This window comes from Streptomyces sp. (genome assembly GCF_050698815.1).
GTDB lineage: Bacteria > Actinomycetota > Actinomycetes > Streptomycetales > Streptomycetaceae > Streptomyces.
Genome location: NZ_JBOHCV010000247.1, coordinates 1 through 11,591, shown reverse-complemented (window position 1 = coordinate 11,591; position 11,591 = coordinate 1). Strand labels below are relative to the sequence as shown.

Genomic DNA, 11,591 nt, shown 5'->3' with positions numbered 1-11,591 from the left:
GCCACCAGGCACGATCACAGACCAGCCATTACCGCCGACAAGCCACATCCCAGACATGAAGATCACGATCTACAGCTGGAGTACTAGGGGCTCAATGACCCTCATTGTGTTGCAAGTTCGACCCCATTCATGGCCGGAACAGACGCACTGCCGCGCTCGGCTCATCTCAGCGGGTTGTCAGGATCAACCTTCACCAGTACATCAGAGCTGGAACGGAAAACGGCAAAGTCATCCATCAGATGAATCTCGATGAATGGGTTCGAGTATTCTAGGTAGATAACCCATTTCAGCTCTCCATCCTTGTCGATTCTGCCAACGAAGCCCTCTGAACCATGAGAACCTTCCCCGCAGCAAAGCCGATCACGATCGGCCAGTTCGAGTGTGTGTGTCACTTCGATCGACGATACCCATTCAGGGTCACTGGCCAAGTGAGCGTCTAGATCGAATGATTTGAGGAAATCGATCCCGGACCAAGAAGTCGAATTCACCACTACGTCATAAGAGCTGCCGTTTGCCATGTAAAGGGCATCTCGGATGGGAATGTTCTCTTGGCTCCAGAGTTCTGTGATCGTGGTCATTTGCATCCCTTCGGGATCTTGGTCGGGCGTTCAGGCAGCCCTTGGGCAGGCACCACCCCGCCTGCCTTGCGGTTTCTCGGGTCCCTGAAGCGAGCCTTGAATTTGTCCCCCCAGGTTTTTCCTACCGGGGAGTTGGGGAACGGGTCGTCGGGATTGACCCGTTCGATGGTAACGGGCTTCCCGGCCTCACGTGCCGCGTCCAGTCTACGGTTATCGTAGGTGACGAGCTGTCCGTCTACTTCCATTACCCGGAGCGCTGATCCTGGGCGGTCCCAATCCCACTTCCCGGACTTCATCTGCTCTGCATAGTCGTTGGACGCCACAGTTCGCTGCGAGAAGTTGATCTCACTCGGATCCACCCGCTCCAGACCGCCATTACCTTCGAGTCCAAGCGGGTCGAGCCACGTCAACGAGTTACGGATGTAGATTGCCGGGTTCGGCGCCGGATAAAGGCCCAAGGGGTCCGGGGAGGTGTAGCGGGCGGTTTCGGGGTCGTAGTGACGGAAGTAGTTGTAGTGGAGGCCGGTTTCGGGGTCGGCGTACTGACCCGGGAAGCGGAGGGGGCAGTTCACCTCGCCGGGTGGGGCGGGAAGTTGGGTGCCCCAGAGGGTGGTGCGGTGTTGGCGAGCGACGTTGCCCTCGGGGGTGACCAGTTCGGTGGGGGTGCCGACGAGGTCGGTGATGATCGCGTGGAAGCGGGGCTGGGTGGGCGGCCGACCCCACGTGGGCCAGCTGTGAGATGCGGGATTCGCCCGGGGCGAGGGTGAGCGGTTTGTGGTCTGTCTGGGTCAGGGGCGAGTGGGTGCCGGGTGCGTAGTCCCAGGTGGTGACGCGACCCTCGTGGGTTGCCTGTTCGGCGAGGCGGGTGCCGTCCCAGGTGAAGGTGAGGGTGAGGGCGTCGGGGGCTGTGTCGGACTCTGCGTCGTCGCCGGGTGTGCGCTGCTTGGTGAGGCGGCGGCCCAGCGGGTCGTAGGTGTACGCCCAGTGGTCGCCATCGGGGGTGGTGGCCGCGGTGAGCTGGTCCTGGGCGTTCCAGGTGTAGGTCCAGGTGTGGGCCTGGCCGTTGAGCAGCTTGCGGGTGCGGCGCACGAGGCGGCCCTGCGCGTCGTGTTCGTAGCTGGTGCGGCCCGCCGTGCGTATTCGGGTGCCGGTGAACTCGCGGTCGCCGGGCGACTCGTGAGCGGGGGCTGCCGCTTGGGTGAGGTTGCCCGCGGTGTCGTAGCGGTAGGTCTCGTTCCAGCCGTGCGCCTGGACGCCGGTGACCCGGCCCATGGGGTCAAGGTCGAAGCGACGGGTGCCGGAGGTCAGTTCGCGGATCTCGGTGAGGTAGCCGTCCGGGCGGTACGCGTAGGCGCGGTGCTGGAGGACACGGGCGGGTTCCGATTCGCGTCCGTGAGAGGTGACGGTCTGGGTGGTGATGCGATCGGCGGCGTCCCAGGTCTGGGCGAGGGTCACCCCGTCGCCGACTCGCCTTTCGGTCTCCCGGCCCGCCGCGTCGTAGCCGAAGGTCAACGTTCCGGCGGAGGAGGACAGCCGGAGGGGCCGGCCCTCGGCGTCGTAGGTCCATTCCGACGTGAGCCCGGAGGGGGTGGTGCGGCGGGCGCGGCGACCCAGTTGGTCATAGGCGTAGCCGACCCTGCGGCTGTTCACTGTCTCGGCCAGGACACGGCCGAGCGCGTCGCGCTCGATGGTGACCTCGGCGTCCACGTTCGCGGCAGCGGTGAGGTGGCCCGAGGCGTCGTAGGTGTAGGTGGTGATCTGGTCGCTGTCGTCGCGCTGTTCGACGGTGCGGCCGAGTACGTCGCGGGTGTAGTGCAGGGTCTCACCCGCGCCGTTGGTGCGGGCAAGCACGTCGCCTGTGGGGTCGAGGGCGTAGATGAGGGTGCGGTCGTCGAAGTCGGTTTCGGAGGTGAGGTGGCCGGCCGCGTCGTACTCGTACGTCCAGGACAACCCCTGGGGGCTGGTGACCTCGGTCAGGCGCAGCTCGGTGTCGTAGGCGAAGGCGTACGTCGCGCCGTCCGGATCGGTGCGCGTCGCCGGGACGTCGAAGTGGGCGGAGGTGTGGCGGGTGACGTGGCCCGCCGGGTCGGTGTGGGTGAGGAGGTTGCCCTCGCCGTCCCATGTCCAGCTCTCCCGGTTGCCCTCGGCGTCCTGGCGCCAGCTCGGCTTGCCCTCGGTCGTCCAGCCCATGCGGATCGTGTGGCCGAGCGGGTCGGTGATCTCCACTACCCGGCCGAATGTGTCACGGCGTACGCGGGTCGTGTGACTCAGCGTGTCGGTGACGGTGGCGGGCAGGCCCGCCGCGTCGCAGGTGATGTGGCGTTCGTGCCCGAGGGCATCGGTGACGGAGGTCAGGTGGCCCCGGTCGTCGTAGGCGTAGTGGCTCTCGGCGCCGTCCGGTTCGGTCCTCGAGGTGAGGTTGCCCAGTTCGTCGTAGGCGTGCCGCCAGGCGGTGCCGCCGGGCTCGGTAACGTCGACCGGTTGCCGGAGGGAGTTGTAGGCGGCGTGGGCGGTCGAACCGTCCGGGAGGGTGACGTCGGTGAGGTTGCCATCGTCGTCGTAGGCGTAGCGCGTGGTCCGGCCCAGGGCGTCAGTGAAGGAGAGCCGGTCCGTGCCGCGCTCGTCCCAGGCGGTGTACGTGGTGTGGCCGAGTGGGTCGGTCTCCTCGACCACCTGGCCGTCTTCGTTGTATCGGCAGCTGGTCCGGTGGCCGAGGGAGTCGGTGTAGGTGGTTGTCTGCGCCTCGTCGTAGGCGAACGAGCCGTTGAAGATCCCCTCGCTGCCCTCAGTGCGTACGACCCGGCCCGCCTCGTCGTACTCGTACGCGAAAGAGGTGCCGTTGCGGTCCGTCCACGAGAGCATCCGGCCCTCGTCGTCGTAGGTGAACCGCAGCGGTTTCCCACTGGAATTGATGACCTCGGCGAGGTTGCCCGCCTCGTCGTAGCCGTAGCGCATGACCACCGTGCCCCGGCTCGGCGCCCCGGGCGCCTCGTACACCGAAGGCGCCTCGTCCAGCAGCCGCAGCGCGGTGACGCGCGGGCCTTCGGTGTCGACGGCGAGGCAATAGCCGCCGGAGTGGCGCAGGGCGGTGGGTATCCCCCGGGCAGTGCGCTCGACTTCGATTCGCGCACCGTTGCGGTCCTGCCAGGACTCCAACGGGAGCTGAACGGCGGTGGGTTCTTCCGTAGGCGCGGGGTGCGCGAAGGTGCGTACGACACCCGTGTCCGGGTCGGTGATCGTCAGCACCCCGTCCGGCTTCCCGTCCCACTCCAGCGGCCAGCGCGCGCCCTTCGAGGGCAGTACCGGCACGTCCGGCTCCGGTACCGGATACACCAGCCGCATGCCGTCCGCCGCCGCGAACACCACGCCGTCCGAGTCGAGTTGGACCTGTTCGTCCAGGGTGGAGATCCACGTCGGACCGAAGTACGTTCCCGCCCGGTAGGAAGACATGTGGGTGCGCTCTATGAGCAGCGGCAATGAAGCCGGCAGCGATACATCGGTCTGCTGCATCAGCAGGGCCCCGGTCGCCACATCGACCGGTTCACCCTTCGTCGGGCACGTGGCCGTGCAGCGGGAAGCGGGTCCCGGCTTGACCAGATCCGCACGGAGGGCCGGGGGCCGCAACATCGGAGGCGTGGAGTTCGGCCCCTTGACCAGTGGGCCCATGCCCGCGGCGAAGCCCCCACCCAGCACCCCGCCGTACAGCGAGCCGGTCTTCGCGGCCTCGTTGACCTGATCCAGGCTGAAGCCCTGCTGCTGACCGGTGGCGATCCGCATCGGCTGGGCGACGGCCAGTTCCAGGGCCACGCTCTCCACGCCGCCGAACGCGTAACCCACCAGCACGCCCGCCGCGATACGGGCCACGGTGCCCGAGACCGTCACGCCCATCGTGGCGCCGAAGGCGATGACCCCTTCCGCGGCGGCGACCCCGGCAGCATTGCCCGCCCCGAAGGTGACGAACCCCAGCGCGAAGCCGGCGGCGATGACCGTTGCACCGATGATGATCTCGTTCCAGATCTGCTCCACCGCGTCATCGATGGCGTCCGCGAGCTGATCCAGCGCCTTGGCCATGCTTCGGGCCGACTTCGGAATGTCCTGGAGCCAGCCGTTGTCCCCCTCACCGACATAGCGACCCCAGAACACCTCGAAGGCGTCGATGGCTTCGCCCTTGTTGTGGTGGATCAGCGACTTGGCGGCCTTGTTCACCGGGGTGCGGACGTCATCGACGCTCTCAGCGAAGGCCCGCCACGCGTCCGCCGCTTCCCGCAGCTTTCCCGGATCGCCGCCCGGCCAGCTCAGACCGAGATCGTCGAGGATCTCCTTCGCCTCGTCGACGACACTCACTTGTGATCCTCGTGCTGGTCCTTGGGGCTGACCTTGGTGAACATGCCCTTGATCTGCTCTTCGTTGTCGACGTGCCCGTCGGCCATGTCCTTCATGGCCTCATGGATGCTGACCAGGCCCAGCACCAGCACACCCGTCGCGCTCTCGATGGACTTCTGATTCGGGCTGTACTTGTGCTCGAACTTCTTGCCCGCCTCGTCCTCACCCTACGGCTTCCCGATCGCGTCCAGCTTCGTGACGAGCGTGGTGAGCGCCGTGCTCAGCTTCTTGCTCTGCTCGTGAAAGACCGGCGCCGCGTCCTTCAGATCCGCGGTGCGGTCTTGATGTCCAGAACCTTGCCGTCGTTCCCCACCAGTTGCCTCCCCCGTGTATGCCTGCCATCCCAACATCGCACCCCGCGCGAACAGTTGTCGGAGATCCCGCAGGTCCAGGGGTGTGGCGTCGGCCACTCTCCGAGTGCTCGCAGGGGCCGCCCGCTGCGGGATCACGGTGGCAGGCCGGCCGGGCGCCGTGCGACCACCACGAAATACCCCACCCGATTGCCACGCCTCAAGTACAGTCACGGCGTCGTGCTCACAGCATGAAGATCGAATGACCGCTCCGCCGGGGGAACTTCATCGGGGTCCTTGCATGTGAGAAGTGCGGAGCATAGTCGGGCATGCGCCCGGTGCCGTGAGATCGGCGAGGTTCGCCGGCCGCGGCAGAGCTATCCGGTCCCGGGCCATCGCCCCGTGGCCGGCGAAGGGGGAATCCTGAACATGATTGCTGAGTCCCACAGACGTACGGGTATAGGCGCGGATGGCATTCGCTATGTCCATACGCTCGGCCCGCACGGCACCAACCTGGAAACCGCGGCCCATGAGTGGCTGCACCGACGGGGGATCGACGGGAAGATCCAACTCCATGCATCGCTCGAGGCCGCCCTTGACGCGGTGCCCGACGACGGGGAGCACGCGCTGGCGGCCTGCGCGGTCTATCCGGCGCTGCACACCCTGACGTTCGGGAACCTGCACCGGTTGCACATGGTCGACAGTTTCATCATGCCGACCCACAACATGGTCCTGGCGAGCGCGGGAGTGGACAACCCTCGTACCGTCTCCACACACCCCGCCCCGGTCGGACTGGTCCCGGAGGCGGCCGAGTCCCGGTTGGTGCTGAGCAATTCTCAGGCGGCCATCGACTGCGCCGCCGGCAGTAGCGAGGGCTGCGTCACGACCATCGTCGCCGCCGAGCGGTACGGGCTGCGTGTACTGCGGGACTACGGCCCGGTTCCCATGGTCTTCACCATTCACCAAGTGCTCGCGGTGGACGTGGCGACGGACGCGGCGGCGGACACGGCGGCCGGCCGGCCGGAAACCACGGGAGCGCTGCTGTGACGATGAGTGCCCCCATCCCCTCCGCCGTGCGTGCCGAGGCGGCGGATCTCGCCGGATCCCTCATCCCCAAGGTCAACCGCTTCCGCCGGCGCCAGGCCGATGACGGTACGGTGCCGGACTCGCGGGCCGCGGACCGGGAGTTGCTCGCCGAGATCCGGGCGGAGGCGACTGCCTGGTACCGCCGCAACGACCGGGCCGATCAGGCCGACGCACTGGCCGCAGACGTGGATCGCTGGCTCGGCGACGGCCTCGACAACGCGCCGCACTTCGGACGCTCCCGTGACGCGCTCCAGCCGCCCGCCGACGGGAAGCCGGTATTCTTCATAGCCCCCGCGCAGACCACCAACAGCGTGCCGCCGGTCGGCAAGCGGTTCGACTGTTTCTTCGCGCTGCGGAAGGAACCAGACGCACTGCCGCGACTGGCCACCACTTTCCCCCACCCCAAGAACAACTGCCAGTCACTCGTGCTCATCGCGGGCAGCGATGGCTTCGCACACGGAAACTGCATCGTGTTCTTTCCCGAAAACGTGGCCGCGCACGACAAAGTCGAAGAGCAGCAGTACGCGATGTTCTTCTACAACAAGATGCGGAAGATCCACGAGACGTACGCCCTGCCCGGGGCCGAGGCCGTCCTGACCGCCGAGTCCATACCCCGGGCCTCGTCCGGGCTGACCCCCGAGGTCTGCTTCGAGGCCCGCGCGATCTGGGGCTACCTGCACGACTCCATGCACTACCAGGGGCGTTGGCCGTTCGATCAGCACATCTCTCTGAAGATGAACTGGTTCGTCGGCCTCCTGGAGGAGATCAAGGTCGACGTCAAGACCGTCCTCGCCTGCGCAGATGGCGGCCTTCCGCACGCGCAGGAACAGATCGACATGATCCTGCTGGAGCGGATCTTCCGCTACCCGCAGGCGGACGACGCCACCCGGAACTTCGATTCCGGCACCGGCGTGTTCCTCTACTCCTGGCTTCGCGCGCATGGTGCGCTGACCGGCTCGCCGGAGGCAGGCGGGATGCTGCACCTGGACCGGGACAAGACTCTGGGTGCCCTGCGCGAGTACGTCGCCACCGTCGAGGAGCTCGAAGAACAGGTCAACACCGACGACGAGTACCGGGCCGCGGCCAAGGCGCTCGTCCGCGACTATCTGCCCGAGGGTGAGGTGAAGCAGCGGTATCGCTTCACCGAGGACCAGAACGTCCTGCTGCGGGCCAAGCGGTCGCTGGCAGCGCTGCCACCGCTGCGGTTCGCAGAGGCGGAGTGGTGAGGTCGGCCATTGAGCACGATCGCCGGTGGAGTGACCGCCTCGGTGTCCCGGCCTTGTCCTGTCTCATGGTGTTGCTGCTGGCGACGGGATGGGTGGTGGCCGGGAGGCTGGTGAGCGATACGCCGCCGCTGGCCGTCGCGGCCGGCCGCACCGGGGCGAGTTTTCTGGTGATCAGTACGATCTCCGCGCTGCGGCCACGAAGCTGGCCCGCCATACGGGCCGGTGCAGGCCGTTGGAGGGCGGTCGCGTTCCTCGCGTTCTTGGGGTTCTTCGCCTACTACACGGGAACTCTGCTCGGCGTCGACCGGATCGGCGCCTCCCGGGTGGGCCTGGTGGTGTCTCTCCTGCCGTGTATCACCTTCGCGATCGGCGTCGTGGCCTTCCGCGAGCAGACGGGCGTACGCAAGGTCCTCGGGACTGTCCTGGCTGTCGCCGCGGCTCTCGGCTATGCGCTGGACGGAGGCCCGGCGAGCGGCGGCGCCGGGTCCGGAGTGCTGGTTACCGGAATCCTGTTCGCTCTCGCGGGCACGTTCGCGTACGCCCTGTACGGCTACGTCTACCGGCAGCACATGTCCGACGTACCGCCCATGGCCGCGCTCCCCGCGGTTACAGGCGCGGGCACGGTCATGCTGGGGATGGCCTCGGTCGCTTTCGTACCGCTGGGCAGGATCGACGCCGGCCAGTGGGCCGGGGTCGCGGTGCTGGGTGCGGTGCTCACCGCGCCGGTCTTCCTGATCTCCCACGAACTGATCCTGCGCAAGGGCCCGTTGTTCACCTCCGCAGTCGCACTCATGGTGCCGTTCCTTGTGCGCCTGGGCGAATGGTCCTGGGGGGCGGCGGATGCGCCGGGTCTGGTCTCCGTCCTGCTCCTGGCGCTGTGCTCGGCGGGTGTGTGGATGACAGTCGCCCCGCCCCGCGCCGCGCCCGCCCCGGAAGCCCCTCGGGCCGTTCGCACCACCGAATCCGGAAGAAGCACATCGTGACAGCACCACCCGCGCCACGCCCCACAGTCGTCCTGGTCTACCAGCGCACCTCACTGCCCTGGGTTTTCGACAGTGCGAGGCGAGCAGGCATCGACATCGTTCTGGTCCCGCGCCCTGACGAGTCCGTATCCGCCGGCCGGCTGCCGCCCGCCGTGGTGGACGTGCTCCCTCTGGACGTGGAGGGAGCCCCGGCCAAGGCCATGGAAATCTTGAGAGAGCGGTACGAGAGCGCCCCGTTCGACGGCATCGTCACGCTCTACGATCCGGCCGTGCCGTTCGTCGCCGACGCGGCCGAAGCGCTCGGGCTGCCGGGTCTCGGCAGCGGCATCGCACGGGCCGTGCAGGACAAGCGGATCATGCGGCAGCGGCTGGCCGAAGCCGGACTGAACGTACCCGGCTTCGTCGTCCTGGACGACCCCGGAGCGTGGGTCGATGGCACCCGTCTCGAATTCCCGGTAGTGGTCAAGCCGGCGAACGGCTTCTCCAGCCTCGGCGTGACCAAGGCCGACAGCGAGGACGAGCTCGGTGCCGTCGTCGAAGAGGTGTGGCAGGTCTGCCGGGACAAGTTGAACCAGGTCACTGGTCTGGTCATCGAGGAGTATCTGGACGGTCCGGAACTCGCCGTGGAGTCCCTCGCCTATCGCGGCGAGGTCAAGGTGCTCACCATCGGCTACAAGGGCGAGCCGGTCGGCCCGCACTTCGAAGAGGGCGTCTATCGGGCCCCGGCCGCGCTCTCGTCGCACGTACGGGAAGCCGTGGTCCGCGAGGTTGTGGCCGCTCACTCCGCTCTCGGAGTGACACACGGCCCCACCCACACCGAACTGCGGCTGCGCGGGGGGAAACGGCCGTATCTGCTGGAACTCGGCGCCCGTGTCGGCGGCTCCGGCGTCTCCCACTACATCGTCGAGCACGTCACCGGAGCCGACCTGGCAGCTGACGCGCTGCGCATCGCCGCGGGGCTCACCCCCTGTCCGGTACCCGCCCCGCCGGCACAGCCGGTGCGGGCGACCGGTGCCGCGGCCAACTACATCGTGCCGTGCGGAGGTTCCGGACGGATCACCGCCATCCACGGCCTGGAGGAAGTGGCCGAGGATCCTCGGGTGGACCACATCGTCCAGATGCTGCGTCCGGGCGATGTCGTGCGCCCCTACCCCGACTTCACCGGCTATCCGGCGTTCATCCTCTCCCACCATCCCTCCACCGAGGACGCGGAGGAATTCCATCGCACCCTCGAAAGCCGCATCCTCATCGACTACGCACCGGCTGGAGGTGCGCGGTGACCCACGAGGCTCTCGACGACCGCCACGGAGTCATCTGGCTGGACGGGGAGTTCGTTCCCTGGTCCGACGCACGCCTGCACGTCCTCACCCACGGTCTCCACTACGGCGGCGGTGTCTTCGAAGGCGAACGGGTCTACGACGGCCACATCTTCAAACTGGCCGAACACACGCGACGGCTCCATGAGTCGGCGCGGGAGCTCGGCTTCCGAATCCCCTTCTCCTGTACGGACCTCGACGAGGCCACTCTCGAACTCGTCCGCAGACAAGGCATCGGAAACGGCTATGTCCGGCCGGTCGCATGGCGCGGCAGCGAGCAGATCAGCGTGTCCAGCGCCGGCACCTCCGTCCATGTCGCCATCGCCACCTGGGAGTGGCCGCACGTCTTCTCGGCGAGCGCAAAGGAGCACGGCATCCGGCTGAGTACCTCGCGCTGGCGGCGCCCCGCGCCGGACACCGCACCTGTCCGGGCCAAAGCGGCATCCCTGTACAACATATGCACCTTGGCGCGCGACGCCGCCGACGAAGCCGGCTTCGACGACGCACTGCTGCTGGACTACCGGGGCTATGTCGCAGAGGCCACCGGGGCCAACCTCTTCCTCGTGGCCGGCGACGAGTTGCACACGCCGACGGCCGACTGCTTCCTTGCCGGCATCACCCGGCAGACGGTGCTCGACCTGGCCCGTCACCTCGGCATCCCGGTGGTCGAGCGACACATCCTCCCCGGGGAACTCAGCACGTTCGACGAGTGCTTTCTCACCGGCACGGCCTACGAGGTCCAGCCCGTGCGGGCAATCGACGACCACGAGTTCCAGGTAGGCAAGACGACCACCGTCCTGAGGGAGGCATACACGCGGCTCGTTCACTCTCCGGCGCCCGAGCGCGGCCGGGCGAGCGCATAGGCTCGCGGTGTGCTGGGGATGTTGGCGTTGACCGTGGGGGCGGCCGGATACGGGGCCGCCGTCGGGGTGTTGCTGCCGCGGGCCGTGCACCGGCTCGCCGTCGAGACGGGGGAGTCCTGGCGGGCGGAGTGCCCCGAAGGGCACCCGTTGCCGGTGTCGTGGCGGGGCTGGGCCGGGCGGGCGCGGTGTGCGCTGTGTGAGGGGGCCCGGGCGCGTACGGGCCGGGTGCGGGCTTCTTCGTCGCCGCCGGCGCCGTCAGCTGTGCGGTACTCGCCGCCGCGGTGGGCGCGCGGCCGGAGTTGGCGGTGTGGCTGCTGCTCGTGCCGTTCGGGCTGCTGCTCGCCGCCGTGGACCGGCGGGCCCGCCGGCTGCCGGACGTACTGACCCTGCCGCTGGCCGTAACCACCGCCGCGCTGCTCGGCGTTGCCGCCCTGCTGCCGGGCGCGGGCGGCAGTTGGGTACGGGCGCTGCTGGGCGGACTCGCCCTCGCGGGTGCCTACTTCGTGCTGTTCCTGGTGCATCCGCGCGGACTCGGCTTCGGCGACGTCAAGTTGGCGCTCACGCTGGGCGTCGCTCTTGCGTGGTACGGCTGGGGGTCCCTCTTCGCGGGTGCCTTCCTCGGTTTCCTGCTCCTGGCCGGCTACGGGGGTGCGCTGATGGTGGCCGGACGGGCGAGCCGCAAGACGGCCATACCCTTCGGTCCCTTCATGGTGCTGGGCGCCGCGCTGGGCGTACTGCTCGGCGGGGCCGGCACCTGAGCGGGGGAGTCCGCGCCGTGAGGCCGACACGGCGGCCTCACGGCTGGTCCCGGACGGGCTCCCCGCGAGGGTCTATGGTGGAAACCCCCCCTCGGGCCGGTCCGAACC

The 11,591-nt window shown here is 68.1% G+C and carries 9 protein-coding genes and 3 pseudogenes; 6 read left to right on the top strand and 6 right to left on the bottom strand.

Features of this window, described 5'->3' with window-relative positions:
* Positions 1 to 161 precede the first annotated feature (161 nt).
* From ACRDP3_RS09255 to ACRDP3_RS09230, 6 genes and pseudogenes are all read right to left on the bottom strand, one after another.
* Positions 162 to 578 carry a hypothetical protein gene (locus tag ACRDP3_RS09255; RefSeq protein ID WP_431516376.1) on the bottom strand — a complete coding sequence of 139 codons (417 nt, stop codon included), beginning with the start codon at positions 576 to 578 and terminating at the stop codon, positions 162 to 164.
* Positions 575 to 988, bottom strand: coding sequence for a hypothetical protein (locus ACRDP3_RS09250; RefSeq protein WP_431516377.1), 414 nt, complete (start codon positions 986 to 988; stop codon positions 575 to 577). Before ACRDP3_RS09250 ends, ACRDP3_RS09255 begins: the two co-directional genes overlap by 4 nt.
* A 33-nt stretch (positions 989 to 1,021) precedes the next feature.
* Positions 1,022 to 1,150, bottom strand: a pseudogene (locus ACRDP3_RS09245) (RHS repeat-associated core domain-containing protein); the annotation flags it as partial.
* A gap of 2,815 nt (positions 1,151 to 3,965) precedes the next feature.
* A pseudogene (locus tag ACRDP3_RS09240) lies at positions 3,966 to 4,088 on the bottom strand (DUF6531 domain-containing protein); the annotation flags it as partial.
* An 830-nt stretch (positions 4,089 to 4,918) separates the two neighbouring features.
* On the bottom strand, positions 4,919 to 5,053 hold the full coding sequence (locus ACRDP3_RS09235) for a hypothetical protein (protein WP_431516375.1): 135 nt from the start codon (positions 5,051 to 5,053) through the stop codon (positions 4,919 to 4,921).
* Positions 5,054 to 5,128: 75 nt separating this feature from the next.
* Positions 5,129 to 5,371: a hypothetical protein gene (locus ACRDP3_RS09230; protein WP_431516374.1), complete on the bottom strand. Its 243-nt coding sequence runs from the start codon at positions 5,369 to 5,371 to the stop codon at positions 5,129 to 5,131.
* A gap of 309 nt (positions 5,372 to 5,680) precedes the next feature.
* Here ACRDP3_RS09230 and ACRDP3_RS09225 point away from each other — a divergent pair, with 309 nt between their 5' ends.
* From ACRDP3_RS09225 to ACRDP3_RS09200, 6 genes and pseudogenes are all read left to right on the top strand, one after another.
* Positions 5,681 to 6,298: a bacilysin biosynthesis protein BacA gene (locus tag ACRDP3_RS09225; RefSeq protein ID WP_431516373.1), complete on the top strand. Its 618-nt coding sequence runs from the start codon at positions 5,681 to 5,683 to the stop codon at positions 6,296 to 6,298.
* Between the two features lie 2 nt (positions 6,299 to 6,300).
* Positions 6,301 to 7,563 (top strand): DUF6421 family protein, encoded by a 1,263-nt coding sequence (locus ACRDP3_RS09220; RefSeq protein WP_431516372.1) that lies wholly within the window; start codon positions 6,301 to 6,303, stop codon positions 7,561 to 7,563.
* A gap of 65 nt (positions 7,564 to 7,628) precedes the next feature.
* Entirely contained in the window at positions 7,629 to 8,546 is a 918-nt protein-coding gene (locus tag ACRDP3_RS09215) for a DMT family transporter (RefSeq protein WP_431516371.1), read from the top strand.
* Positions 8,543 to 9,826 (top strand): ATP-grasp domain-containing protein, encoded by a 1,284-nt coding sequence (locus tag ACRDP3_RS09210; protein ID WP_431516370.1) that lies wholly within the window; start codon positions 8,543 to 8,545, stop codon positions 9,824 to 9,826. The genes ACRDP3_RS09215 and ACRDP3_RS09210 overlap by 4 nt, the downstream gene beginning before the upstream one ends.
* Positions 9,823 to 10,725, top strand: coding sequence for a branched-chain amino acid aminotransferase (locus tag ACRDP3_RS09205; RefSeq protein WP_431516369.1), 903 nt, complete (start codon positions 9,823 to 9,825; stop codon positions 10,723 to 10,725). The genes ACRDP3_RS09210 and ACRDP3_RS09205 overlap by 4 nt, the downstream gene beginning before the upstream one ends.
* Before the next feature lie 18 nt (positions 10,726 to 10,743).
* Positions 10,744 to 11,483: pseudogene (locus ACRDP3_RS09200) on the top strand (prepilin peptidase).
* Positions 11,484 to 11,591 lie beyond the last annotated feature (108 nt).

What these genes read in the sequence shown, in the direction of transcription:
- ACRDP3_RS09225 (WP_431516373.1), top strand. Translation starts at nt 5,681, where the DNA reads ATGATTGCTGAGTCCCACAGACGTACGGGTATAGGCGCGGATGGCATT.
- ACRDP3_RS09220 (WP_431516372.1), top strand. Translation starts at nt 6,301, where the DNA reads ATGAGTGCCCCCATCCCCTCCGCCGTGCGTGCCGAGGCGGCGGATCTC.
- ACRDP3_RS09215 (WP_431516371.1), top strand. Translation starts at nt 7,629, where the DNA reads ATGGTGTTGCTGCTGGCGACGGGATGGGTGGTGGCCGGGAGGCTGGTG.
- ACRDP3_RS09255 (WP_431516376.1), bottom strand. Translation starts at nt 578, where the DNA reads ATGACCACGATCACAGAACTCTGGAGCCAAGAGAACATTCCCATCCGA.